Raw genomic sequence first — 25334 nt, forward strand, 5'->3', positions numbered from 1 at the left:
TCTGAGTAAGAGGTTGGGTCGAGGGGTTGTCAGTCGTGGGCGTGGAGGGGCTTGCCGGCCAGAGCCAGGTGGGCCTCGCCGAGCGCCTCGTTCTGCGTCGGGTGGGCGTGGATCAGCTGAGCGACCTCGGAGGGCAGCGCCTCCCAGTTGTAGATCAGCTGCGCCTCGCCGACCTGCTCGCCGATCCGGGCGCCGACCATGTGGACGCCGACGACGGCCTCCCCGTCGACCTGCACCAGCTTGATCTCGCCGGCGGTCTTGAGGATCTGGCTCTTGCCGTTGCCGCCCAGGTTGAAGTTCACCGTCTTGATCTTGTCCGCGCCGTAGATCTCCTTGGCCTTGGCCTCGGTGATGCCGACGGAGGCGACCTCGGGCTCGCAGTAGGTGACCCGCGGGACGCCGTTGTAGTCGATCGGGACGACCTTCAGCCCCGCGAGGCGCTCGGCCACCAGGATGCCCTCGCCGAAGCCGACGTGCGCGAGCTGGAGGGTGGGGACCAGGTCGCCCACCGCGGAGATGGTCGGCACGTTGGTCTGCATGTACTCGTCGACCAGGACGTAGCCGCGGTCCATCGCGACGCCCTGCTCCTCGTAGCCCAGGCCCTGCGAGACCGGGCCGCGGCCGACGGCGACCAGCAGCAGCTCCGCCTCGATCTGCTTGCCGTTCTCCAGCGACACCCGGATTCCGTCGGCGGTGTACTCCACGCCGGAGAACCGGGAGCCCAGCTCGAACTTGATGCCGCGCTTGCGGAACGCCCGCTCCAGCAGCTTGGAGCTGTTCTCGTCCTCCACCGGGACCAGGTGGGGGAGCGCCTCGACGATGGTGACGTCGACACCGAAGGACTTCCACACCGAGGCGAACTCGACGCCGATGACGCCGCCGCCCAGCACGACGGCCGACTTCGGCACCCGGTCGAGCTTGAGCGCGTCGTTGGAGGAGATCACCCGGTTGCCGTCGATCTCCAGGCCGGGCAGCGACTTCGGCACCGAGCCGGTCGCCAGCACCACGTGCCGTCCCTCGTAGCGGACGCCGCCGACCTCGACCGCGGTCGGGGAGACGAGCTTGCCCTCGCCCTGCACATAGGTGATCCCGCGGCTGCTGACCAGCCCCTGCAGGCCCTTGTACAGACGGGCGGTGACGCCCTCCTTGTACTTGTTCACCGCGGGCACGTCGATGCCCTCGAAGGTGGTCTTCACTCCGAACCCGGCGCCCTCGCGGGCATTGTCCGCGAGCTCTGCCGCGTGCAGCAGGGCCTTGGTCGGAATGCAGCCGTAATGCAGACAGGTCCCGCCGAGCTTGTCCTTCTCGATCAGGGCGACGTTCAGCCCCAGCTGGGCCGCACGCAGCGCGGCGGCGTAACCGCCGCTGCCGCCTCCGAGAATGACAACGTCGAAAACGGTGCCGGCGTCGTTCGCCACGTCACGTCCTCCATGCAGGGAATGCGATACCGCTATGTACGCGTGGTCGACCGGCGCGGCGGCGAGCTGCACCGGTCACCGGAAACCCATCTTCGCACTAGTCGGCGACGGATCGGGGTCCGGGGGGCTGTCTTGTATCCAACAAAGATACGAACCTCCCCGAGGCGCTCCCGATTCCGGGGGCGCCTCGGGGAGGACGACCGGGCTGATCAGGCCGAAAGGCCGCCCTCGGCGGCGGTCTCGGCGAGCCGGACCAGGGTGGCGACGGCGGAGCCGGTGCCGCCCTTCGGCGTGTAGCCGTGCGGGCCGCCCTCGTTGAAGGCGGGGCCGGCGATGTCCAGGTGGGCCCAGGAGATGCCCTCGCCCACGAACTCCTTGAGGAAGACGCCGGCGCTCAGGCCGCCGCCCATCCGCTTGCCGATGTTCTGCAGGTCGGCGATGGGGGAGTCGAGGGTGGCGCGCAGCTCCTCGGGCATCGGCATCGCCCAGGCGCCCTCGCCGGCCTCGCCGGCGGCGGTCACCACGGTGTCGCGCAGCACGTCGTCGTTGCCCATCACGCCGAACGTCCGCTCGCCGAGCGCCACCATCATGGCGCCGGTCAGCGTGGCGATGTCGAGCAGCGCGTCCGGGTTCTCCTCCGAGGCGCGGGAGAGCGCGTCGGCCATCACCAGGCGGCCCTCGGCGTCGGTGTTGAGCACCTCGACCGTCTTGCCGTTGTACATCCGCAGCACGTCGCCGGGGCGGGTGGCGGAGCCGGACGGCATGTTCTCGGCGAGCGCCAGCCACGCGGTGACCGAGACCGGCAGCTGCAGCCGGGCGGCGATCACGGCGGCGGCGAACGCGGCGGCGGCGCCGCCCATGTCGCACTTCATGGTCTCGTTGTGGCCGGCCGGCTTGAGCGAGATGCCGCCCGAGTCGTAGGTGATGCCCTTGCCGACGAAGGCCAGCGAGGCCTTCGGCCGCGCGGGCTTCCAGGAGACCTTGACCAGCCGCGGCGGGGTGGCCGAGCCCTTGCCGACGCCGAGGATGCCGCCGTAGCCGCCCTTGGTGAGCGCCTTCTCGTCGAGCACCTCGACCTTGAGGCCGTGCTCCTTGCCGACGGCCTGGGCGATCGCGGCGAAGCCGGACGGGTCCAGGTCGTTGGAGGGGGTGTTGACCAGGTCGCGGGCCCGGTTGGTCTCCTCGGCGAGGACGACGGCGCGGTCCAGCGCGGCCTTGTGCGCCTTGTCGCGCGGCTTGCCGCCGGTGATCGACGCCTCGGCGAGCGGGGCCTTCTTGGCGGTCTTGGCGTCGGTCGCGGCGGCGGCCGGCTTCTTGGCGCCCGCCTTGGCGCCCTTGGCGGCGGCCTCGTCGCGCTTGCCGTCCTTGTAGACGTCGAAGGAGTAGGCGCCCAGCAGGGTGCCGGCGGCGATCGCGCCGACCGCCTCGGCGTCCGCCACCGGCAGTGCGAAGACGGCCTTCTTGGTGCCGGTCAGCGCGCGGGCGGCGGCGCCGGCCGCGCGGCGCAGCGCCTCCGGCGCGTACTCCTTGGCGGCCTCCTTGCCGAGGCCGACCGCCAGCACCACGGGGGCCTTGAGGGCGCCCTGCGCGGGGAGCTTGACGGTCTCGCCCTCGGCGCCGGTGGCGCCCAGGGTCTCCAGGACGGCGGCGAGCTTGCCGCCGAACTCCTGGTCGAGGGCCTCGGCCCCGGGCGCCAGGACGACCCCGCCGAGGCCGTCCTCAGGCTTGGCGGTGCCCACCACGACGACGTCGGCGCGGAGGGCGGCCGGGGAGGAGGTGCTGAGAGTCAGTGCAGTCACGGTGGTCCTGTTCTAGTCGCGAGAAGTGCCGAATGCATGCTAATCCGCACCATTGAGGACGCGTCAGCAGGTCAGGCGGGTGGTACGGGCAGTGGGGGCTCAGGTGGCGTCGTAGGCGTCGACGTCCGGGCCGTCCGCCATCTTCTCCGCCACCGGCTCGGCGGCCGGCAGCTCGGCGAGCGCGGCGGCCGCGGCCTTCAGCAGCGGGACGGTGAGCACCGCGGCGGCGCCGCCGCCGGTGTGCACCTTGTGCTGCATCAGCGGCTCGATCAGCATCCGCTCCAGCGCCTTGTCCTGGGCCGGCTCGCCGGTCGGGGTGGCGGCCCGCCACCAGTCGGTGGCCCGGTGCGCGATGCGCTGCACCACCAGCGCGGCGGCCGCGGCGACGACGCCGTCCAGCACCACGGGCAGCCGGCGGACGGCCGACTGCAGCAGGAAGCCGGAGAGCGCGGCGAGTTGGGGCCCGCCGACGGCCGCCAGCAGCTCCATCGGCTCGCCCAGCACGGGGCGGGCGCGGCGCAGCGCGTCGCGGATCGCCGCGCACTTGTGCATCCACGCGTAGTCGTCGATGCCGGAGCCGCGGCCGGTGACCACCGAGGCGTCCACCCCGCACAGCGCGGCGACCAGCACGGCCGCGCCGGTGGTGGAGCCGACGCCGAGGTCGCCGAGGAGCACCAGGTCGGTGCCGGAGTCGGCCTCCTCGTCGGCGAGGGCCATGCCGGCGGCGAAGGCGGCGTCGGCCTCCTCCAGGGTGCAGGCGTCCTCGTGGTCGATGCGGCCGCTGCCGCGGCGCACCCGGTGCTTGGCCGTGTCGGGCGGCAGCTGCTCGGGGTCGGCGTCGAGGCAGATGTCGACGACCCGCACGGGGACGTCGCCGGCGGTGCGGGCCAGCACATTGACCGGGGCGGCGCCGTCCAGCACGGCCCTGACCAGGTCGAGTGTGGTGGTGCCGCGCTCGGTGTGGGCGGAGACCCCGGCGGCGGCGACCCCGTGGTCGCCGGCGAGCACGATCACCCGGGGACGGGCGATGGGCTCGGTGGGGCACCGCTCCTGGACGGAGGCCAACCAGGCCCCCAGCGCGTCGAGTTGGCCGAGCGCGCCCGCCGGGGCGGGCAGCCGCAGCCGGTACTGCTCGGCGGCGGCCTCCGTCTCGGGGTCGGGCCGCTGCACGGCGGCGGAGAGCGAGTGGAGGTTCAGCACGCTGCACACGCTACCTGGGCGGGATCGGCGCCGTGCGGTGCGGGGACGCTTGCCGGGCTGCCGGCCGCACCGGCTCGCTCGCGCAGTTCCCCGCGCCCCCGAACGGGGCCTGCGCGGGGAACTGCGCGAGCGGGAACAGCGGACCCGGGACCCGGCAGGCGATCCCGCACCCGGCGGCGTTGGCCGGACCCTACGCCTGCAGGGCCATCGGCCCGTAGATCTTCTTGGTGTCCTCCAGCAGGCTGACCTGGTCGACGCCGCCGTCGGCCAGCTCGCGCCAGGTCTCGCCGATCCAGGACTCCGCATCGCCCTGGGTGCTGAACTCCTCCGGCTCCAGCGGCGGTTCCGCCTCCGTGCCGTCGGCCTTCTCGAAGCGCCAAGTCCAGGCCATGGTGCCGCTCCTTCGGATCGGTGGGCGGGTTGACGTCCCTATGACCTTATCCGCGGAGCAAAGCCGACGAACATGGTCCGGGGCCATCCAACACGTTAGGGATCCGCCAGGCGTCAGGGACGCGGCCGCGGGCTGGTGGTCCGGTTCGGGTCCCGGACGATGTGCGGCTCCAGCACCTGGTCGATCTTCTCCAGCAGCCCGGCGTCCAGCTTCACGCCGGAGGCCTTGACGTTGTCGACGATCTGCTCGGGACGGGTGGCGCCCACGATCGCCGCCGAGACGTTGGGGTTCTGCAGCACCCACGCGACGGCCAGCTGGGCCATCGTCAGCCCGGCCTCGTCGGCCAGCGGCTTCAGCTGCTGCACCCGCTCCAGCAGGTCCTGGTTGTCGATGTGCCGCTGGATGAACTGCCCGCCGCGCTCGTCGGTGGCGCGGGAGCCGGCCGGCGGCTGCGCGCCCGGCAGGTACTTGCCGGTCAGGACGCCCTGCGCGATCGGCGACCAGACGATCTGGCCGACGCCCAGCTCCTCGGAGGCCGGGACGACCTCGGCCTCGATGACCCGCCACAGCATGGAGTACTGGGGCTGGCTGGAGACGAGCGGGATGCGCAGCTCGCGGGCGAGCTTGTGGGCGGCGCGGAGCTGGTCCGCGGTCCACTCGGAGACGCCGATGTAGTGGGCCTTGCCGGCGTGGACGACGTCGGCGAACGCCTCCATCGTCTCCTCGAGCGGCGTGTAGTAGTCGTACCGGTGCGCCTGGTACAGGTCGACGTACTCCGTCTGGAGGCGCTGCAGGGAGCCGTCGATCGACTCCATGATGTGCTTGCGCGACAGGCCGCGGTCGTTCACCCCGGGGCCGGTGGGGTTGTAGACCTTGGTGAAGATCTCCAGGCCCTGGCGGCGCTCGCCCTTCAGCGCCTTGCCGAGGACGGTCTCGGCGCGGGTGTTGGCGTAGACGTCGGCGGTGTCGAAGGTCGTGATGCCGTTGTCCAGCGCGGCGCGGACGCAGGCCGTGGCCTGGTCCTCCTCGATCTGGGAGCCGTGGGTGACCCAGTTGCCGTAAGCGATTTCACTGATGAGCAGGCCGCTGCGGCCCAGGTGGCGATACTCCATGACCTGCGAGATTAGTTGCAGGCTTACTGGAGTGCCAGGCCCCTGCAGGGCCACCCAGGGTGGCCCCGCAGCCGAACGCGTGACGGGCGAGATGCCGGGCGTCAGTCCTTGGCGCCGCGCTTGACCTGCGGCTTGGGCAGCCGCATCCGGCGCATCTGGAGGGTGCGCATCAGCGCGTACATCCCGACGCCGCGGTGGTTCTCGTCGGGGAACTTCTCCTTGAGCGCCCGGCCGATGCCGACCTTGATGCGCACCGAGTCGAGCACGATGAGCACGATCAGGACCAGCCACAGCAGCAGCGAGATGTTCTTCAGCGCGATGTTCGGCACCATGCTCAGCACGAGGATGACGACGGCGAACGGCAGGAAGAACTCGGCCACCGCGAAGCGGGCGTCCACGTAGTCGCGGGCGAACCGGCGCACCGGGCCGCGGTCGCGGGGCTGCAGCATCCGCTCGTCGCCGCGCAGCATCCCCTCCCGCTGCTTCATCCGCTCGGTGCGCATCCGCTCCCGCTGCATCTTGGCGGCCTCGCGGCGGTCCTTGGGCACCTTGGCGGAGCGGGCCCGGTTCGCCTGGGCCTCCGACCGCTTGGGTGTGGGCCTGCCCTTTTTGTCCTGTGGGCCGCGGAGGGAGTCCTCGGCGGCCGCGGTCGCCGTGGCGCCGCTCTCGTCCTTTTCCTTGCGTCCGAACACATGGCAAGAATACGTGGTGACGCGGCTCAGGCCGAGGGGTGTGGGTCACGTGCCGGTGCCGTTTCGGACCCTGGTTCGAGATCAGGGGAACCCCCGGGATACCCCCAAGCGTCGGGATAAGCGGGTCTGTCCGGTGCGGCAGCACCCCATTGCCACGTAGTGTGGTGAGCACCAGAGGTTAGAGCATGCCGGAGAAGGGGGCGCGCGAGGCCCATGAGCGGTGTCATGAAGCGGATGGGAATGATCTTCCGCGCAAAGGCCAACAAGGCCCTGGACAAGGCGGAGGACCCGCGCGAGACGCTCGACTACTCCTACCAGCGCCAGCTGGAGCTGCTCCAGAAGGTGCGGCGCGGGGTTGCCGATGTCGCCACGTCGCGCAAGCGGTTGGAGCTCCAGCTGCAGCAGCTGCAGCAGCAGTCCTCGAAGCTGGAGGACCAGGGGCGCAAGGCCCTCTCGCTGGGTCGTGAGGACCTGGCGCGCGAGGCGCTGAGCCGCAAGGGTGCCCTCCAGGGACAGGTCCAGGACCTCCAGGGGCAGTACCAGCAGCTGCAGGAGGAGGAGGAGAAGCTCACCCTCGCCGCGCAGCGGCTGCAGGCGAAGGTGGACGCCTTCCGCACCAAGAAGGAGACCATCAAGGCGACCTACACGGCCGCCCAGGCCCAGACCAAGATCGGGGAGGCCTTCTCGGGCATCTCCGAGGAGATGGGCGACGTCGGTCTGGCGATCCAGCGGGCCGAGGACAAGACGGCCCAGCTGCAGGCCCGGGCCGGCGCGATCGACGAGCTGATGGCCTCGGGCGCGCTGGACGACCCGAGCGGGATGCAGAAGGACGACCTGGCGGCGGAGCTGGACCGGGTCGCCGGCGGCAACGACGTCGAGCTCGAGCTGGAGCGCATGAAGGCGGAGCTGGCCGGTGGGCCGGCGCCGCAGGCGCTGGAGCAGGGCAAGGGCGAGGGCTCGACGGGTTCGTCGGTCGACTCGCCCAACCAGGCCCAGCAGGGCGACGGGGGCTCCCACCCCAGTGGGGGTCCGCGTTTCAACAAGGGAGAGTAGTCATGATCGTCCGCATCATGGGGGAGGGTCAGGTCGACGTGGCGGAGAGCCAGTTCGGCCGCCTCAACGAGCTGGATGACGAGCTGCTCAGCGCCCTCGAGGAGGGCGCGGAGCCGCGGTTCCGCGAGGTGCTGGGCAGGCTGCTGGCCGCAGTGCGGGAGGTGGGGACGCCACTGGCCGCGGATGCGCTGGAGCCGTCGGAGCTGATCCTTCCCAATGGTGACGCGACGATCGACGACGTCCGGAAGATGCTGCGGGACGACGGGCTGATTCCGGGCTAGCGTGCCGCCTCTGCGCGTAGGCGGCGGGGCCCCGGTCCTCCTGGACCGGGGCCCCGCCGCCTTGTGCGTTACGGCAGGCGCAGCATCTGGTCGAGCGCGAGCTTGGCGAGGTGCTCGGTCTCGGGGTCGACGGTGATCCGGTTGAGCACCTGGCCGTCGGCGAGGCTCTCCAGGGTGCGCACCAGGTGCGGCAGGTCGATGCGGTTCATCGTGGAGCAGAAGCACACCGTCTTGTCGAGGAAGACGATCTCCTTGTCCGGGTGGCGGTCGGCGAGCCGGCGGACCAGGTTGAGCTCGGTGCCCACGGCCCAGGCGGAGCCGGCCGGGGCCTCCTCCAGCACCTTGATGATCTTCTCGGTGGAGCCGACCACGTCGGCCGCCGAGACCACCTCGTGCCGGCACTCGGGGTGGACCAGGACGTTGACACCCGGGATGCGCTCCCGCACGTCGTTCACCGAGTCCAGGGAGAAGCGGCCGTGCACCGAGCAGTGCCCGCGCCACAGGATCATGGTGGCGTCGCGCAGCTGCTGGTGCGTCAGGCCGCCGTTCGGGCGGTGCGGGTTGTAGACGACGCAGTCGTCCAGGGAGAGGCCCATCTCCAGGACGGCGGTGTTGCGGCCCAGGTGCTGGTCGGGCAGGAAGAGCACCTTCTCGCCCTGCTCGAACGCCCACTCCAGGGCCCGCTTGGCGTTGCTGGAGGTGCAGACGGTGCCGCCGTGGCGGCCGGTGAAGGCCTTGATGTCGGCGGAGGAGTTCATGTAGGAGACGGGCACCGTGGTGTCGGCGACGCCGGCCTCGGCGAGCGTCTCCCAGCACTCCTCGACCTGCTCGTGGGTGGCCATGTCGGCCATCGAGCAGCCGGCGGCCAGGTCCGGCAGGACCACCTTCTGGTGGTCGGTGGTGAGGATGTCGGCGCTCTCGGCCATGAAGTGCACGCCGCAGAAGACGATGTACTCCGCGTCCGGGCGGGCCGCGGCCTGCTGGGCGAGCTTGAAGGAGTCGCCGGTGACGTCGGCGAACTGGATGACCTCGTCGCGCTGGTAGTGGTGGCCGAGCACGAAGGCGCGGTCGCCGAGCCGGTCGCGGGCGGCGCGGGCACGCGCCACCAGGTCGGGGTCGGAGGGGAGCGGCAGGTCTCCCGGGCACTCGACGCCGCGCTCCGACCGGGGGTCGGCGGAGCGGCCGAGGAGGAGCAGGGCCGCGGGGGTGGTGGTGGGCACGACGAAGCCTCTTTCTCGTCCATGTGACGTTAATTCATCCTACCGGGTTAGCGTCAGATTGACGATGAGAGGGGAATCACGCTCGCGGACCGCGCGTCCGGGTTCGCCGCAAAGCCTGCGGTTTTGCCGGACCCGTACCATGGAACGAGTCGTAGGCCGCCCCGGGAATAAGGTCCGGGGGGCCGCCGGTTGAGGCCGGTACCAGTACTTCGTACGCCCGACTTGGGAGATTTGTATGAGCGACCAGGACGTGAAGACCGCCGCCGACGGGATCGTCCTCACGGATGCCGCCGCGTCCAAGGTCAAGAGCCTGCTGGAGCAGGAGGGCCGTGACGACCTGGCGCTGCGCGTCGCCGTCCAGCCGGGTGGCTGCTCCGGCCTCCGGTACCAGCTCTTCTTCGACGAGCGCTCCCTCGACGGCGACGTCGTCAAGGAGTTCGGCGGGGTCAACGTGGTGACCGACCGGATGAGCGCCCCCTACCTGGGCGGTGCCACCGTCGACTTCGTCGACACCATCGAGAAGCAGGGCTTCACCATCGACAACCCCAACGCCACGGGCTCCTGCGCCTGCGGCGACTCGTTCCACTGAGAGGCCGCTCCTCTCCCGGAGGTGCCCGCCCCGCGCAGACAAGCGGGGCGGGCACCTCTTTTTTTCGGGGAGGGGCAGATGGCTCTAGGGGGTGTTCTGCGGGACGGCGCTGCCGTCGGTGGAGTTGACGACGGTGCGGTCGCCGGGTGCGGAGGGCAGGGTGACGGTGACCGTCCAGCGCTTGGCGATGTCCTCGCACATCAGGCCGGCGCGGGTGGTGGCGGTGACGGTGACCCGCAGGGTGTTCGCCGCGGCGGGGGCGGCGCTGCCGGTGTAGGTGGCGCAGGCGCTGCCCCAGCCGGTGAGGGTGAGGCGGTTGCCGGTCAGCGCGTAGGAGTCGACGCTCACCGAGCGGTGCAGCAGCTTGCCGCTCCCGGAGGGCAGCGGGGTCGGGGCCGCGGAGGCCTGGGCCTGCGTCAGATGGCTGTCCTCGACGGCCACCTGGGCGACGGTGAACGGGGTGCCGGAGCCGCCGGGCTCCTTGACCGTGAAGAGCCAGGCCGGCACGAGCAGCGGCTTGCCGTGCGAGTAGCGCAGCGCGCGGCCGAGCGCGGCGCCGGTGACGTCCAGCTTGGGGGCCGTCCGGCAGACGATCAGGGGGCCGCTGGTGGTGCTGGTGGACGGGCCGGTGCCGCCGGGATCGGCGCCGCCGCGGCCCTGGGCGGTGAGCGGGCCGCCGCAGGCGGGTGCGGCGTTCGCCTCGGTGGAGAGCTTCCGCAGCGCCTGCGCGGCGCTGATCAGCGGATAGGCGCCGCCGTTCGGCGCGGCGCTGCCGAGCGGCCCGGTGGCCACCACGCTGTTGTTGGGGCCGACGGAGACGGTGGTGTCCCAGCCCGAGGTGGGGGCGCCGCCGATGGTGGGGGAGGCGGTGACGACCGTCGAGCCCAGCACCGAGCGGGTGCGGGTGGCGGCGCTGCCGAGGCCCAGCTTGTCCAGCAGCGTGCGGGCCTTGGCGGGCACCGCGGGGGTGCCGGGCGCCGGCGGCGAGGCGGTGGCCGTCGTCGAGTTCTTCGTCGTCCCGGTGATCGTCAGGGACTTGGTGACGCTGCCGGGGTGCATGGTGACCGGCGGATGGGTGATGACGGGGGTGCCGGCGCGGTACGACCAGCCCTGCAGCAGGTTGTCGGGGACGGTCAGCTGCGCGCTGGTGGCCGAGCCGATCGTCCAGACCGTGCCCTCGCGGTGCGGTGTGCCGGTGACGCCGAGCTTCGCGGCGAGCTGCTGCGCGGTGTCGCGGGACTGGGCGGGGGCGGTGATCGCCGCGGGCTGCTCGCCGGAGGGCGTCCTGGGCAGCGCGACGGTGGGGGTGTAGACGGTCCTCGCGCCGGGGGCGGCGCTTCCGGTGCCGCTGACCGGCTGCGGGTTGCTGCCGGAGTTGCCGAACTCCATGGCGCCGCTGGGGGCGGCCGCGTCCAGTTCGAGCTTGCCGGTGGCGGCGGGCGCGGAGCTGCCGTCCGCGGAGGAGCCGGAGGCGGCGGCGTTGCGGGCGTGCCCGCCGAGGTCGGAGGCGAGGTAGGCCCCGCCTCCGCCGGCCGCGAGCACCGCGGCGGCGATCACCGCGGGCATCAGGCGGCGGCCGCGGCGGTTCGCGCCGTCGGCGCCCTCCGCGCGGTCGGGCTCGGAGGTGTGTTCGGTGCGGTCGGTGCTCACCTCGACGTCCTTCCCCGGATTCGGCTCTCGCTGTCATTCGATCCGGCAGTTGGACGTAGCGCGGTCTCGAGCGGTTCCCGTCCTCGGGTCGGTACGGTGGACTGCCACTGATCCGAGACAGCACGACATCCAAGGGAGTGACCCGCGTGCGTATCGCCGTGACGGGGTCGATCGCCACCGATCACCTGATGAGTTTCCCCGGCAGTTTCGCAGGTCAGCTGATCGGTGATCAGCTGCAGAATGTGTCGCTGTCGTTCCTGGTGGACGAGTTGGACATCCGGCGCGGCGGGGTCGGCGCCAACATCTGCTTCAGCATGGGAGTGCTGGGCCTGAATCCGGTGCTGGTGGGCGCCGTGGGCTCGGACTTCGCCGAGTACCGCTCCTGGCTGGAGCGGCACGGCGTCGACTGCGAGTCGGTGCACATCTCGGACACGCACCACACGGCGCGGTTCGTCTGCACCACCGACGAGGAGCACAACCAGATCGCCTCCTTCTACGCCGGGGCGATGGCCGAGGCCCGCAACATCGAGCTGCTGCCGGTCGCCGAGCGGCTCGACGGGCTCGACCTGGTGCTGATCGGCGCGGACGACCCGGACGGGATGGTCCGCCACACCGACGAGTGCCGGCAGCGCGGCTTCGCCTTCGCGGCGGACCCGTCGCAGCAGCTGGCCCGGATGGACGGCGAGGCCGTCAAGCGGCTGGTGGACGGCGCGGCGTACCTGTTCGGCAACGAGTACGAGCGGGCGCTGATCTCGCAGAAGACCGGCTGGGACGAGGACGAGCTGCTGAAGCGGGTCGGCGTGCGGGTGACGACGCTGGGCGCGAAGGGGGCGCGGATCGAGCGGGTCGGCGAGGCGACGGTCGAGGTGGCGGCGGTGCCGGCGCGGACGCTGGCGGAGCCGACGGGCGCGGGCGACGCGTTCCGCTCCGGGTTCATGGCGGGCCTGGCGTGGGGAGTCTCGCTGGAGCGGTGCGCGCAGCTGGGGTGCCTGATGGCGGTGCTGGTGGTGGAGACGGTCGGGACGCAGGAGTACGACGTCACGCCGCCGGAGCTGGTGGAGCGGTTCGGCGCGGCGTACGGCGCGGAGGCGGCGGCGGAGGTGTCGGCGCACCTCGCGGGGTAGCGGTTCGGGCGGTGCCGGGTTCGCGGGCCGGGGCGGTGCCGGGTTCGTCGCCCTGAACCCCGGCACCCCACCCGGCCTTCGGCCGCGCGATGGGTTGCGGTCCGCTCTTATCCGCGGCGCACCAGGTGGGTGACCGCGGTGCCGGGGCCGTCCTCCTGCCCGAGGTAGAGGTGGCCCGCGGTGTGGGCCCAGGCGGGGATGTCGATGGCGGCGACGTCGTCGTCGGTCTGGACGGCGACGACGCCGCCGACGGGGACGTCGCCGATGTGGCGGGCCAGCTCCGTCACCGGGATCGGGCAGCGCAGCCCCAGCGTGTTGAGGGTGAGCCGGCCCCCCTCCGAGGGCGACGCGGTCGCGCTGCCGCCCTCCGCGCGGGCGGAGGCCACCGCGCCGGGCAGGACGGCGAGGAAGCCGTCGACCTCCTCGGAGGTCGTCCCGCGGGGGAGCGAGACCCGCACGTTGCCGCCGGTGAACGCCCCCATCGCGGCGAGCACATGGCTGGGCGTCAGCGTGTCGGAGGTGCAGGAGGAGCCCGAGGAGACCGCGTAGCCCGCCCGGTCGAGCGCGTTCAGCAGCACCTCCCCGTCGACGTACGGCACGGAGAAGGTGACCAGGTGGGGGAGGCGGTCGCGCGGATCGCCCAGCAGTCGGGCGTCCGGCAGCAGCTTGGGGACGCGGGTGCGGATCCGGTCGACGAGCGCGGAGAGCCGCACGTCCTCCTCCGCCGCCTCCTCGTGCACGGCCCGCAGCGCGGCCACCGCGGCGACCACCGCCGGCAGGTTCAGCCCGCCCGGGACGTCGCCGCGCTGCCACCCCGGCAGCGCCTCGCGGAAGCGCACCCGGCGGCGCACCACCAGCAGGCCGACGCCCGCCGGCCCGCCCCACTTCCGCGCGCTCGCCGCCAGCAGCGACCAGCCCTCCGGAACAGCCGTCCGCCCCGCCGACTGCGCGGCGTCCACCAGCAGCGGGACGCCCGCCGCCGCGCACGCCTCGGCCGCCTCGGCGACCGGCTGCACGGTGCCCACCTCGTGGTTCGCCGACTGCAGGCAGGCGAGCGCGGTTCCCCCGACGGAGACGGCCGCGCGCCATGCGTCCAGGTCGACGCGGCCCAGGCCGTCGACCGGGACGGTCGCCAGCGGGCCGCCGTCGGCCTCGTGGGCGTGCGCGGTGTGCAGGACCGAGGAGTGCTCCACCGCCGAGACGGCGAGGCCGGGAAGTTGACGCCCCGTCCGCTTGCGCGCGTCCAGGCCCCCCTGAATGCCCCAATGGACGGCCGCGCCACCCGAAGGGGTGAACCGGACCTCGTCCGGGCGAACGCCGAGCACCTCGGCCGCCGCCTCCCGGGAGGCGTCCAGCAGCAGGCGCGCGGTGCGCCCGGGGCCGTACAGCTTGGCCGGATCGGCCCAGCCGTCGTCGAGAGCGGCAAGCAGCGCCGCGCGTCCGGCGGGGTGCAGCGGGGCACCCGCCGCCGCGTCGAAGAACGGCACAGGACGAAGTTATCAGCAGCGCGAAGGCGCCCGAAGACCGGGGCGCGCCGCCCTCCGGACGGGCCGTCAGGGCCCGTGACCGGTGGGAATACTGGGGATGCGCGCCCAATCGTGGGGCGGTTCGGCGCGTTGGGGTGACCTGCTTGTACGGCCTGAATAAGCCTCCAGTAGGGTTTGGGACCGCAGAAACATCCAACCCTGCCCGCAAAACGGGTCCCGGTGGGGGAACGAACCCGGGGCGCCAGTGCGCGGGCGAGACTTTCGGGAAGGCGCTACGTGAGTCCGAACGGCTCCGACCGCTCGCCGCGGCGCTCCCTGCGGCGAAGGCTGCCGCAGGTGCTGGCACTGGGCCTGGTCGTCGTGTCCGCCACCGGCTGCTCGTCCGAGACCCTGCCACGGCTTGGATTGCCGCGACCCGCCACCGAGCAGGCGCCGCGCATCCTCCACCTGTGGCAAGGATCCTGGGTCGCGGCGCTGGCGATCGGCTGCCTGGTCTGGGGGTTGATCATCTGGAGCGTGATCTTCCACAGGCGAAGCCGGACAAAGCAGGAGATCCCGCCGCAGACCCGGTACAACGTCCCCATCGAGGCGCTGTACACGACGGTCCCGCTGATCATCATTGCGGTCCTCTTCTATTACACGGCTCGCGACGAGAGCGAGCTGATGAAGCGCTCCAAGAACCCCGATGCGACGGTCAACGTCGTCGGGTTCCAGTGGAGCTGGGCCTTCAACTACAAGGCATCCGGTGACAACACCGTCGGCGCCGTGTGGGAGGCGGGCACCCCCGCCAATCCGCCGACGCTGTACCTGCCGGTGAACAAGCGCGTCAGCTTCAAGCTGACCTCGCGCGATGTCATCCACGACTTCTGGGTGCCGAGCTTCCTGATGAAGCAGGACGTCGTCCCGGGCCGGGTGAACGGCTTCGACGTGACGCCGAACCGCGAGGGCACCTTCATGGGCAAGTGTGCCGAGCTCTGCGGTGTCGACCACTCGCGGATGCTCTTCAATGTGAAGGTCGTCTCCGAGCAGGAGTACCTCAACCACCTCAGCCAGCTGAAGGCCAAGGGTCAGACCGGCGCCGTCCCGGCCGGCGTTACTTCCATGGGAGGTGAGCAGTGACCATCCTGAACGATCCGCAACCCGCGGGAGCAGCGTCGGAGGGCGTGGCGGAGACCCGCCCCGACCACGGCTACGCCAAGAAGCCGGGCGCTGCGATCATCGAGTGGCTGACCACCACCGACCACAAGAAGATCGGCACCCTCTACTTCGTCACCTCGTTCGCGTTCTTCCTCATCGGCGGCGTCATCGCGCTGCTGATGCGTGCCGAGCTGGCCCGCCCCGGGCTGCAGTTCATGACGAACGAGGAGTTCAACCAGGCGTTCACCATGCATGGCACGATCATGCTGCTGATGTTCGCCACCCCGCTGTTCGCCGGTTTCGCGAACGCGATCATGCCGCTGCAGATCGGCGCGCCCGACGTGGCGTTCCCGCGGCTGAACATGTTCGCCTACTGGCTGTACCTGTTCGGCTCGATCATCGCGGTGGCCGGGTTCCTCACCCCGCAGGGCGCCGCCGACTTCGGCTGGTTCGCCTACGCGCCGCTCTCGGACGCGATCCGCTCGCCCGGCATCGGCGCCGACATGTGGATCATGGGTCTGGCCTTCTCCGGCTTCGGCACGATCCTCGGGTCGGTCAACTTCATCACCACCATCGTCTGCATGCGCATGCCCGGCATGACGATGTTCCGGATGCCGATCTTCACCTGGAACATCCTGCTGACGGCCGTTCTGGTGCTGCTGGCCTTCCCGGTGCTGGCCGCGGCGCTGCTGGCGCTGGAGGCGGACCGCAAGTTCGGTGCGCAGGTCTTCGAGGCGACGAACGGTGGTGCCTTGCTATGGCAGCACTTGTTCTGGTTCTTCGGCCATCCAGAGGTCTATATCATCGCGTTGCCGTTCTTCGGCATCGTCTCCGAGATCATTCCGGTCTTCGCCCGCAAGCCGATGTTCGGCTACGGCTCGCTGATCGCCGCGACGATCTCCATCGCCGGCCTCTCCGTGACCGTGTGGGCGCACCACATGTTCGTCACCGGCGGCGTACTGCTCCCGTTCTTCTCGTTCATGACCTTCCTGATCGCCGTGCCAACGGGTGTGAAGATCTTCAACTGGGTCGGGACGATGTGGAAGGGCTCGCTGTCCTTCGAGACACCGATGCTCTGGACGATCGGCTTTCTGATCACCTTCACCTTCGGCGGTCTGACCGGCGTCATCCTGGCCTCCCCGCCGCTGGACTTCCACGTCTCCGACAGCTACTTCGTGGTGGCGCACTTCCACTACGTGGTCTTCGGAACGGTCGTCTTCGCGATGTTCGCGGGCTTCCACTTCTGGTGGCCCAAGTGGACCGGGAAGATGCTCGACGAGCGGCTCGGGAAGATCACCTTCTGGACGCTGTTCATCGGCTTCCACGGCACGTTCCTGGTGCAGCACTGGCTGGGCGCCGAGGGCATGCCGCGGCGCTACGCGGACTACCTCGCGGCGGACGGTTTCACCACGCTGAACACGGTCTCCACGATCTTCTCGTTCGTGCTGGGCCTGTCGATGCTGCCGTTCCTGTACAACGTCTGGAAGACGGCGAAGTACGGCAAGAAGGTCGAGGTCGACGACCCGTGGGGCTACGGCCGCTCGCTGGAGTGGGCGACCTCCTGCCCGCCGCCGCGGCACAACTTCACCACGCTGCCGCGGATCCGCTCCGAATCCCCCGCCTTCGACCTGCACCACCCGGAGATGGCGGCGGACTACCTCGGCGCGGGCCCGGAGCCCGAGGCCGTCGGCGCGGGCACCTCGTCCGCGGCCTCCCCGTCCGAGTCGGAGAAGGGCGGTGACGAGGAGTGAAGTTCCAGGGCAAGCTCTTCATCTGGCTCGCGGTCTTCCTGCTGGCCGTCGCGATCACCTACGGCGTCTGGTCCCGCGAGGCGGCCGGCACCACGGCGCTCTTCCTCGCCTTCGCGCTGTGCCTGTTCATCGGGTACTACCTCTGGTTCACGGCCCGGCGGATCGACAGCCAGCCGATGGACAACGAGGAGGGCGAGGTCGCGGACGACGCCGGCGAGGTGGGCTTCTTCAGCCCGCACAGCTGGCAGCCGCTGACGCTGGCGCTCGGCGGGGCGCTCTTCTTCCTCTCCGTCATCTTCGGGTGGTGGCTGGCGTTCTTCAGCGCGCCGGTGATCATCCTGGGACTCTTCGGTTGGGTGTTCGAGTACTACCGCGGAATGAGCCAGCGCTACTAGCGCTTCGCGCCTCCCGAGGCTCTCGGCCGGCCCGGACCTCCCGTTCCTACGGGAATCCGGGCCGGTTTTTGTGCGCCATGCCTCGATGCGGTCACTCGCGCGGCTCCCCGCGCCCCTAATGGGGCAAGCGCGCGCCGCCTGATATGGCATCAATTGGTCGAGTTTGTAGGGTGTGACTGATGTGATGAATCGTCAGGGTGGGTGAGAGGACATCGTGATGGAGAAGCCGCTCAGGGTGCGTCGGGTCCGCAGGATCGCCACCGCGGCCGTGGTGCCGCTGCTGGGCGCCGCGGCCGCCGGCTGCGGCGCCCAGTCCCACGACTGGTCGGCGATGGCCAACGACCCCGGTGACGCCGTCGTCAGCGCGTCGCCCGCGGGCGTCCAGGGCGGCGGCCGGACCGTCGACCCGGCCAAGCCGCTCACCATCAAGGCCGGGGACGGCGAGTCGCTCTCGGACGTCACCGCGGTGGACGCGCACGGGCGCATCCTCGCGGGGCAGCTCAACAACGCGGGCACGGTCTGGACGTCCACGGACGGGCTCGCCGCCGGCGAGCAGTACACCGTCAAGGTCGCCGCCAACCGGAGCGACGGCAGCCCGGCCGAGCGGACGCTGCGCTTCCGCACCGGCGCCGCGTCCAACCTGCTGCGCGCCGACATCAGCCCGTCCGACGGCTCCACGGTGGGCGTCGGCGAGCCGGTGGTGGTCGGCCTCAGCCGGCCCGTCAAGGACGCCGCCGCGCGGCGCACCCTGGAGAGCCGACTCACCGTCACCTCCGAGCCGAAGGCGACCGGCTCCTGGTACTGGGTGGACGACAAGACGCTGCACTGGCGCCCGACGCAGTACTGGCCCGCGCACGCCAAGGTGACCGTCGCCGAGCGGCTGGGCGGGGTGAAGATCGCCGACGGCGTCTACGGCGAGCCCGACCGGGCGGTGAGGTTCGCCATCGGCGACTCGATGATCGCCACCGCGGACGGCTCCTCCGACACCATGACCGTGCGGCGCAACGGCAACGTCATCCGCACCATGCCGATCACCATGGGCAAGCCGGGGTTCCGGACCCGCAGCGGCATCAAGGTGGTGCTGGAGAAGGACGCGTTCGTGCAGATGAAGTCCTCCACGGTGGGGATTCCGGCGGGCAGCGCCAACTCCTACGACCTGCCGGTGCACTGGGCGACCCGGATGACGCTGAGCGGCGAGTTCGTGCACGCGGCGCCGTGGTCGGTGGGCTCGCAGGGGGCGGCGAACGTCAGCCACGGGTGCATCGGGATGAGCACGGGGAACGCGGAGTGGTTCTTCGACGCGGTGAAGATGGGGGACGTGGTGAAGGTGGTGAACAGCGGGGGCCACGAGATGGAGCCGTTCGGCAACGGGTACGGCGACTGGAACGTGTCGGCGGACGACTGGAAGAAGGGCTCCGCGGGTGGTGCGGTGGCGGCGGCCGGGTCCAAGGCGGACCCGCTGTCGCCGGTGAACTACCTCAAGCCGTTCAGCTGACGGGCCGTCGCCGGCTGCTGCTCGCCGCCTCTCAGCGCTGGGTGGCGGCGGACCAGCGGGCGAGGGCGTCCGCCGCGGCGCCCGTGTCCAGGGAGGCCGCGGCACGCGTCATGTTGGCCCGGAGCACCTCCGCGAGCGCGGAGGCCGGCGGCGGGCCGTCGAGGGCCGTCAGCGCCGCCGCGCTGTTGAGGAGGACCGCGTCGCGCACCGGGCCCGGCTCGCCGGCCAGCACGCGCCGGGCGACGTCCGCGTTGAAGGCCGGGTCCGCCCCGCGCAGCGCCTCCACCGGGGCGATCTCCACGCCCACCTCGCGCGGGTCGAAGAGCGTCTCCTCGACCTTGCCGTCCGCCACCAGCCACACCCGGGACGGCCCCGTCACCGTCAGCTCGTCGAGCCCGTCCTCGCCGCGGAAGACCAGCGCGCGGGTGCCCCGCGCGGCCAGCACCCCGGCGACCACCGGCGCGATCCGGGCGTCGGCGACGCCGGTGGCCTGCGCCTCCACCCGGGCCGGATTCGTCAGCGGGCCGAGGAAGTTGAAGAAGGTGAGGACGCCCAGCTCCTTGCGGGCGATGCCGGCGTGCCGCAGCGAGGAGTGGAAGACCGGCGCCGGGCAGTAGGTGATGCCCGCCTCCTCGGCGATCTCCGCCACCCGGCGCGGCGGCACCGTCAGATCGATGCCCAGATGCTCCAGCACGTCGGTGGCGCCGCTCGCGGAGGAGGCCGCCCGGTTGCCGTGCTTGACGACCTTGGCGCCGGCACCGGCCACCGTGATGGCCGACATGGTGGAGATGTTGACGGTGCGGGCCCGGTCGCCGCCGGTGCCGACGATGTCCACCGCGGGGCCGGGGATCTCCAGCCGCACCGCGTGGTCGTACATCGCCCGCACCAGGCCGCCGACCTCGTCGACCGACTCGCCCTTGGCGCGCAGCGCCACCGCGAAGCCGGCGATCTGCACGTCCGTGGCGTTGCCGGACATGATGTCGCCCAGCGCCCAGCGGGTGTCCTCGGCCGTCAGGTCGCGGCCCTGCAGCAGCGCCGTGATGACGTCCGGCCAGGTGCGGGCCACCGGGGTGGCCGCGCTGGCGCCGCTTCCCGTGCTGGGTCCGCCCATGGTGTCTCCCGAGTGGTGTCGTGGGTGGGTTGGGCGCCCAGACTATCGGGACGGGCCGCCCGCTCGGCGGCCCGTCCACCCGGTGGTCACCGGTCGGTCATGCGGTGACGGCCGGCCGGCGGGCGAAATCCCGCAGCAGCGTCGCCAGCGTCTCGTCCAGCTCGACGGGGTCGATGGGGTGCGGGACCGCGGCGTCGGCCCGGCTCCAGGTGGCCAGCCAGGCGTCCTGGGGGCGGCCGATGAGCACCAGCACCGGGGGGCAGTCGTAGATCTCGTCCTTGGCCTGGCGGCAGACGCCCATCCCGCCGGCCGGCACGGCCTCGCCGTCCAGGACGCAGGCGGCGACGCCCCCGACCTCCAGCTCGTGCAGCACCTGGGCCTGGGTGGCGCACTCCAGCAGCTCGACCTCGGGCAGGTCGGGCGCGGGGCGGCGGCCGATCGCGAGGCGGACCTGCTCGCGGATGGTGCGGTCGTCGCTGTAGACCAGCACGGTCAGGGAACCGGACTGGTCCGGGGTGGAGCTGTGCGGCATGGGTATGCCCCCGCTTCCTCGCTCGTTCGCGTTCGATGTGCACGGGACAGCTGCGCTGATCCGGATGGTATCGCGGGCGGGGGGCCTCGGGGGAGGGCGTCAGAAGGCCCGGCGACCCGGCGCTCTGACGTGCCGTTAGCCCGATCAGGGGCCTGCTCGGGGGCCTGACGCGCCGAAGGAGTACCCCGGGCGTCGGCACGGGATAAGCGACCGACATAATGTCGGGCGTGGCGACAGCAACTGTAGATACCGGGCACGCACACGGGTCGGTCCAACGACCGAACCTGACCAGTGTCGGAACCATCGTGTGGCTGAGTTCCGAGCTGATGTTCTTCGCTGCCCTCTTCGCGATGTACTTCACCATCCGCTCTGTGCAGGGACCGCATGTCTGGGCCGAGCACGCGAGCCACCTGAACGTCCCGTTCTCCGCGACCAACACCACGGTGCTGGTGCTCTCCTCGCTCACCTGCCAGATGGGCGTGTTCGCGGCGGAGCGCGGCGACGTCAAGCGGCTCCGGCTGTGGTTCATGATCACGTTCGTGATGGGCGCGATCTTCATCGGCGGCCAGGTGTACGAGTACACGAGCCTGGTCAAGGAGGACGGCCTCTCCCTCTCGTCCTCCGGCTACGGATCGGTGTTCTACCTGACGACGGGCTTCCACGGCCTCCACGTCACGGGCGGGCTGATCGCCTTCCTGCTGGTACTGGGCCGGACGTACGCGGCGAAGAGGTTCACGCACGAGCAGGCCACCGCGGCGATCGTCGTGTCGTACTACTGGCACTTCGTCGACGTCGTGTGGATCGGGCTCTTCGCCACGATCTATCTGATCAAGTAAGCAGCGCCAGACGTCAGGTCACGATTCAAGCCAGTAGCCGAGACGATCCACTTCGACCGGGGATTTTCGTGAAAAAGCTCTCCGCACGACGACGCCACCCGATGGCGGTAGTCGTCGTCCTACTCTTCGCGCTCGCGGCCACCGGGGGGCTGTACGCCGCGTTCGCTCCTGCCAAGAAGGCGCAGGCGGACACCTCCGCGCAGTCGCTGACCGTCCAGGAGGGTAAGAAGCTGTTCGCCGTCGGCTGCGCCAGCTGCCACGGCATGAACGGCGAGGGGTCCTCAGACGGGCCGTCCCTGATCGGGGTCGGCGCCGCGGCGGTCGACTTCCAGGTCGGCACCGGACGCATGCCGCTGATGCAGCCCGGCCCCCAGGCGCCCCGCAAGAAGGTCGCCTACGAGCCGGCGCAGGTCAAGGCGCTCTCCGCGTTCGTGGCCTCGCTCGGCGCGGGCCCGGCGATCCCGTCCGCCAGCGACTACGACCCCGCCAAGGGCGACGTGGCCGCCGGTGGCGAGCTGTTCCGCACCAACTGCGCGCAGTGCCACAACTTCGTGGGTGAGGGCGGCGCCCTGACCAAGGGCAAGACCGCCCCGTCGCTGAAGGGCGTCAGCCCGAAGCACATCTACGAGGCCATGGAGACCGGCCCGCAGAACATGCCCTCCTTCGGTGACGGCACGATGTCCGACAAGAACCGTCGCGACGTCATCGCCTACGTCTACTCCAAGCAGGGCCACGAGGCGTCGAGCCCCGGCGGCATGACGCTCGGCGGGCTCGGCCCGGTGACCGAGGGTCTGTTCGGCTGGATCTTCGGTCTCGGCGCACTGATCGTGGTGGCGATCTGGATCGCCGCCCGCACCAGCAAGGTCAGGAAGTCATGAGCCAGGACGAGGAGATGTCTTCTGCCAACAACCTGCCGGCGGAGCAGGACCATGGTGACGGCGAGCTCGCCGTCAAGGGGGACAACCCGTTCGCCGATCCGGGGCTGCCGCCCCACGAGCACCGGCGGACCGACATCGACGAGAAGGCGGCGAACCGGGCCGAGCGCCAGGTTGCCTTCCTCTTCTTGATCTCGATGCTGGCCACCATCGGGTTCATCGTCTCCTACTACGCGATCCCCAAGTCGCAGATCGTCTACATCTTCCTCTTGGGGCGCGTGAGCGCGCTGAACTTCTCGCTCGGGCTGACGCTCGGCGTGGCCCTGTTCTGCATCGGCGCCGGCGCTGTCCAGTGGGCGCGCACGCTGATGTCGGACGTGGAGACGCCGCAGGAGCGCCACCCGATCGAGGCCGACAAGGAGACGCGCGAGTTCGTCTTCGAGGAGTTCAAGGCCGGTGCCAAGGACTCCGCGTTCGGTCGGCGCAAGCTGATCCGCACCACCATGTTCGGCGCCCTGGCGCTGGTCCCGCTCGCGGGCGTGGTGCTGCTGCGCGACCTCGGTCCGCTCCCCGGCAAGAAGCTGATGGAGACGAACTGGGCCGCGGGCAAGCGGATCATCAACCACAACACCGGTGAGCCGCTGAAGCCCAGCGACATCCAGGTCGGCTCGCTGACCTTCGCCTACCCCGAGGGGCTGAGCGAGGAGGACGAGCAGTTCCAGGAGAAGATCGCCAAGGATGCCCTGATGCTCATCCGGATGCGTCCGGAGGACATCAAGGACAAGACGGAGCTCGACTGGTCCTATGAGGGGATCGTCGCGTACTCCAAGATCTGCACCCATGTTGGCTGCCCGATCAGCCTCTACGAGCAGCAGACGCACCATGTGCTCTGCCCCTGCCACCAGTCGACGTTCGACCTGTCCGACGGCGCGAAGGTGATCTTCGGCCCGGCCGGCCACCCCCTGCCGCAGCTGAAGATCCATGTCGGGGACGACGGCTTCCTCGCCGCCTCCCAGGGCTTCCAGGAGCCCGTCGGCCCGTCCTACTGGGAGCGCCCGTGAGTACATCCACGACAAATGCACCCGGAACGGGTGCCGGAAGCGAACGCGGCCAGGACAACATCGGCGTGAAGGCCGCCGACTGGGCGGACGGCCGCCTGGGCATCTACGGCCTCGCCAAGTCGAACCTGCGGAAGATCTTCCCGGACCACTGGTCCTTCATGCTGGGCGAGATCTGCCTCTACAGCTTCATCATCATCATCCTGACGGGCGTCTACCTGACGCTCTTCTTCCAGCCCAGCATGGCGGAGACCGTCTACCACGGCTCGTACACCCCGCTCAACGGCATCCCGATGTCGGAGGCGTACAAGTCGACCCTGGACATCAGCTTCGACGTCCGCGGCGGCCTGCTGATCCGTCAGATCCACCACTGGGCGGCGCTGGTCTTCATCGCCGGCATGTTCGTCCACATGTTCCGGGTCTTCTTCACCGGAGCGTTCCGCAAGCCGCGTGAGATCAACTGGCTGTTCGGGTTCCTGCTGCTGGTGCTCGGGTTCTTCGACGGGTTCCTCGGCTACTCGCTCCCGGACGACCTGCTCTCCGGCACCGGTGTCCGGTTCATGGAGGGCGCCGTCCTGTCGACGCCCGTCATCGGCACCTACCTGGTGATGTTCCTCTACGGGGGCGAGTTCCCGGGGAACGACATCATCCCCAGGTTCTTCACCATCCACGTGCTGCTGATCCCCGGGATCATGCTCGGCCTGCTGGCCGCGCACCTGATCCTGGTCTTCTACCACAAGCACACCCAGTACGCGGGTCCCGGCCGCTCCGAGAAGAACGTCGTGGGCATGCCGCTCATGCCGGTCTACATGGCCAAGGCCGGCGGCTTCTTCTTCCTGGTCTTCGGCGTCATCGCGGCCATCTCGGCGATCGCGACGATCAACCCGATCTGGCAGATGGGGCCCTACCGGCCCGACCAGGTGTCCACCGGCGCCCAGCCCGACTGGTACATGGGCTTCGCCGAGGGCCTGATCCGGGCGATGCCCGGCTGGGAGATCAGATTCGCCGGGCACACGCTGGTGCTGGGCGTCTTCATCCCGCTGGCGCTCTTCGGCCTGATCCTCGTCGTCCTCGCCCTCTACCCCTTCGTGGAGTCGTGGGTCACCGGGGACAAGCGCGAGCACCACATCCTGGACCGGCCGCGGAACGCCCCGGTGCGGACCGCGTTCGGCGCCGCGTGGATCACGCTCTACCTGGTGTGCATGCTGGGCGGCGGCAACGACATCGTGGCCACCCACTTCCACCTGTCGATCAACGATGTGACCTGGTTCGTCCGGATCGCCTTCTTCGTGCTGCCGGTCGTCGTCTTCATCGTCGTCAAGCGGTGGTGCATGGGCCTGCAGCGCAAGGACAAGGCCCTGGCGCTGCACGGGCGCGAGTCCGGCAACATGGTGAAGCTGCCGCACGGCGAGTTCACCGAGGCGCACATCCCGCTGGAGCCCGAGCAGCTCTACCCGCTGGTCTCCTACGACCAGCAGGTGCCGCTGAAGCTCCCGCCGGCGGTGGACGAGAACGGTGTGAAGCGGAAGGTCTCGCTCAACACCAAGATGCGGGCCCGGATGTCGGCGTACTACTTCGGTGAGAAGTCGCAGATCCCGAAGCCCACCGTGGAGGAGTACAAGGAGATCGCCAGCGGTCACGGCGGCCACCACTAGGCCGCGGCAGCCGCGGACCGGCCGTTCTCCGGCGGGGCGTCAGCCACGCGTCCCGTGAGGTCACCGCGAAGCGAGGGCCCCACCCCCTTTCGAGGGGGTGGGGCCCTTCGCGTGCCCGGCTGACGTGGGTCGTCTCGCGGTGCGAGATGCGCGCTGTCGGTGCTCGGTGGCGGGCTGTTATGATCCGAACCGGTCACGAGCGACAGCGACTTCGGCCCCGGCCTGCTGTCCGGCAACCCTCCGTCCGTGGCGGGGTGCCCCGGGTGATGACCAGGCCGCAGCCAGCGCCGGCTGCGGCAAGCGCGGACCCCGCCCCGACGCGGTCTCCCGGGGTCCCCGGACCCTGAGGAGAGCTCTGCCGTGTCTACCGCCACCGCGCCCGCTGTCGCCGCTTCCGTCGCCCCCGCCCCGACCGCCGCTGCCGCCCCGGCCCCCGCCCCCGCTGCGGTGCCCGCCCCGGTGGCCGAGGCCGT

General features: G+C 70.8%; 23 protein-coding genes and 1 riboswitch. Of the genes, 12 read left to right on the plus strand and 11 right to left on the minus strand.

All coding sequences use genetic code 11. The annotated features are described in order from the left end of the window. Nucleotides 1–29: 29 nt before the first annotated feature. The 6 genes from lpdA to BIV57_RS10760 all read right to left on the minus strand — a co-directional run bounded on the left by lpdA (nt 30) and on the right by BIV57_RS10760 (nt 6612). Nucleotides 30–1418 (minus strand): dihydrolipoyl dehydrogenase, encoded by a 1389-nt coding sequence (lpdA, locus tag BIV57_RS10735; protein ID WP_071656493.1) that lies wholly within the window; start codon nt 1416–1418, stop codon nt 30–32. Between the two features lie 209 nt (nt 1419–1627). After that, entirely contained in the window at nt 1628–3217 is a 1590-nt protein-coding gene (locus BIV57_RS10740) for a leucyl aminopeptidase (protein ID WP_071656494.1), read from the minus strand. Nucleotides 3218–3316: 99 nt separating this feature from the next. Next, the gene (locus BIV57_RS10745; protein ID WP_071656516.1) at nt 3317–4414 is read right to left on the minus strand and encodes a nicotinate-nucleotide--dimethylbenzimidazole phosphoribosyltransferase; all 1098 of its coding nucleotides are present in this window, start codon (nt 4412–4414) and stop codon (nt 3317–3319) included. A 193-nt stretch (nt 4415–4607) separates the two neighbouring features. Next, on the minus strand, nt 4608–4808 hold the full coding sequence (locus tag BIV57_RS25570) for a hypothetical protein (RefSeq protein WP_071656495.1): 201 nt from the start codon (nt 4806–4808) through the stop codon (nt 4608–4610). Between the two features lie 113 nt (nt 4809–4921). After that, on the minus strand, nt 4922–5920 hold the full coding sequence (locus BIV57_RS10755) for an aldo/keto reductase family protein (RefSeq protein ID WP_071656496.1): 999 nt from the start codon (nt 5918–5920) through the stop codon (nt 4922–4924). A 101-nt stretch (nt 5921–6021) separates the two neighbouring features. Then, nucleotides 6022–6612, minus strand: a complete 591-nt coding sequence (locus BIV57_RS10760) for a DUF3043 domain-containing protein (protein WP_071656497.1) — start codon at nt 6610–6612, stop codon at nt 6022–6024. Nucleotides 6613–6825: 213 nt separating this feature from the next. Between BIV57_RS10760 and BIV57_RS10765 the strand changes: the two genes are divergently transcribed. Together BIV57_RS10765 and pspAA are read left to right on the plus strand one after the other, a co-directional pair. After that, nucleotides 6826–7665, plus strand: a complete 840-nt coding sequence (locus tag BIV57_RS10765; RefSeq protein WP_071656498.1) for a PspA/IM30 family protein — start codon at nt 6826–6828, stop codon at nt 7663–7665. 2 nt (nt 7666–7667) lie between these two features. Next, complete coding sequence (gene pspAA, locus BIV57_RS10770; protein ID WP_071656499.1) at nt 7668–7946, plus strand: PspA-associated protein PspAA; 279 nt, start codon at nt 7668–7670, stop codon at nt 7944–7946. Between the two features lie 68 nt (nt 7947–8014). Here pspAA and nadA read toward each other — a convergent pair whose 3' ends face one another. Next, complete coding sequence (gene nadA / locus BIV57_RS10775) at nt 8015–9166, minus strand: quinolinate synthase NadA (protein ID WP_071656500.1); 1152 nt, start codon at nt 9164–9166, stop codon at nt 8015–8017. Nucleotides 9167–9401: 235 nt separating this feature from the next. Here nadA and BIV57_RS10780 point away from each other — a divergent pair, with 235 nt between their 5' ends. Continuing rightward, nucleotides 9402–9755: a HesB/IscA family protein gene (locus BIV57_RS10780; RefSeq protein WP_419185701.1), complete on the plus strand. Its 354-nt coding sequence runs from the start codon at nt 9402–9404 to the stop codon at nt 9753–9755. A gap of 84 nt (nt 9756–9839) precedes the next feature. Here BIV57_RS10780 and BIV57_RS10785 read toward each other — a convergent pair whose 3' ends face one another. Continuing rightward, a complete protein-coding gene (locus tag BIV57_RS10785) occupies nt 9840–11405 on the minus strand; it encodes a hypothetical protein (protein WP_071656502.1) in 1566 nt (521 codons plus the stop codon). Between the two features lie 146 nt (nt 11406–11551). On the opposite strand from BIV57_RS10785, the gene BIV57_RS10790 reads away from it, so the two are divergent. Then, nucleotides 11552–12529, plus strand: coding sequence for a carbohydrate kinase family protein (locus BIV57_RS10790; RefSeq protein ID WP_071656503.1), 978 nt, complete (start codon nt 11552–11554; stop codon nt 12527–12529). A 107-nt stretch (nt 12530–12636) separates the two neighbouring features. Here BIV57_RS10790 and BIV57_RS10795 read toward each other — a convergent pair whose 3' ends face one another. Then, complete coding sequence (locus BIV57_RS10795; protein ID WP_071656504.1) at nt 12637–14016, minus strand: cysteine desulfurase/sulfurtransferase TusA family protein; 1380 nt, start codon at nt 14014–14016, stop codon at nt 12637–12639. A 276-nt stretch (nt 14017–14292) separates the two neighbouring features. Here BIV57_RS10795 and ctaC point away from each other — a divergent pair, with 276 nt between their 5' ends. The 4 genes from ctaC to BIV57_RS10815 all read left to right on the plus strand — a co-directional run bounded on the left by ctaC (nt 14293) and on the right by BIV57_RS10815 (nt 18794). Next, on the plus strand, nt 14293–15135 hold the full coding sequence (gene ctaC, locus BIV57_RS10800; RefSeq protein ID WP_071656505.1) for an aa3-type cytochrome oxidase subunit II: 843 nt from the start codon (nt 14293–14295) through the stop codon (nt 15133–15135). Further along, complete coding sequence (gene ctaD / locus BIV57_RS10805; RefSeq protein ID WP_071656506.1) at nt 15132–16904, plus strand: aa3-type cytochrome oxidase subunit I; 1773 nt, start codon at nt 15132–15134, stop codon at nt 16902–16904. Before ctaC ends, ctaD begins: the two co-directional genes overlap by 4 nt. Then, nucleotides 16901–17299: a cytochrome c oxidase subunit 4 gene (locus tag BIV57_RS10810; protein WP_071656507.1), complete on the plus strand. Its 399-nt coding sequence runs from the start codon at nt 16901–16903 to the stop codon at nt 17297–17299. Before ctaD ends, BIV57_RS10810 begins: the two co-directional genes overlap by 4 nt. A gap of 217 nt (nt 17300–17516) precedes the next feature. Next, a complete protein-coding gene (locus BIV57_RS10815) occupies nt 17517–18794 on the plus strand; it encodes a L,D-transpeptidase (protein WP_071656508.1) in 1278 nt (425 codons plus the stop codon). A gap of 31 nt (nt 18795–18825) precedes the next feature. Here BIV57_RS10815 and trpD read toward each other — a convergent pair whose 3' ends face one another. Both trpD and BIV57_RS10825 read right to left on the minus strand, forming a co-directional pair. Continuing rightward, a complete protein-coding gene (gene trpD / locus BIV57_RS10820; RefSeq protein ID WP_071656509.1) occupies nt 18826–19905 on the minus strand; it encodes an anthranilate phosphoribosyltransferase in 1080 nt (359 codons plus the stop codon). A 97-nt stretch (nt 19906–20002) separates the two neighbouring features. Next, a complete protein-coding gene (locus BIV57_RS10825) occupies nt 20003–20437 on the minus strand; it encodes a hypothetical protein (protein WP_071656510.1) in 435 nt (144 codons plus the stop codon). 218 nt (nt 20438–20655) lie between these two features. Between BIV57_RS10825 and ctaE the strand changes: the two genes are divergently transcribed. From ctaE to qcrB, 4 genes are all read left to right on the plus strand, one after another. Continuing rightward, nucleotides 20656–21273 (plus strand): aa3-type cytochrome oxidase subunit III, encoded by a 618-nt coding sequence (gene ctaE, locus BIV57_RS10830; RefSeq protein WP_071656511.1) that lies wholly within the window; start codon nt 20656–20658, stop codon nt 21271–21273. Nucleotides 21274–21341: 68 nt separating this feature from the next. Further along, nucleotides 21342–22151: a cytochrome bc1 complex diheme cytochrome c subunit gene (gene qcrC, locus BIV57_RS10835; protein ID WP_071656512.1), complete on the plus strand. Its 810-nt coding sequence runs from the start codon at nt 21342–21344 to the stop codon at nt 22149–22151. Continuing rightward, a complete protein-coding gene (gene qcrA / locus BIV57_RS10840) occupies nt 22148–23209 on the plus strand; it encodes a cytochrome bc1 complex Rieske iron-sulfur subunit (protein ID WP_419185702.1) in 1062 nt (353 codons plus the stop codon). The genes qcrC and qcrA overlap by 4 nt, the downstream gene beginning before the upstream one ends. Next, the gene (gene qcrB / locus BIV57_RS10845; protein WP_071656513.1) at nt 23206–24861 is read left to right on the plus strand and encodes a cytochrome bc1 complex cytochrome b subunit; all 1656 of its coding nucleotides are present in this window, start codon (nt 23206–23208) and stop codon (nt 24859–24861) included. The genes qcrA and qcrB overlap by 4 nt, the downstream gene beginning before the upstream one ends. Nucleotides 24862–25052: 191 nt before the next feature. Then, a riboswitch (SAM riboswitch) is annotated at nt 25053–25170 on the plus strand. The last annotated feature ends 164 nt before the right edge of the window (nt 25171–25334 follow it).

This window comes from Mangrovactinospora gilvigrisea (assembly GCF_001879105.1).
GTDB classification, from domain to species: domain Bacteria; phylum Actinomycetota; class Actinomycetes; order Streptomycetales; family Streptomycetaceae; genus Mangrovactinospora; species Mangrovactinospora gilvigrisea.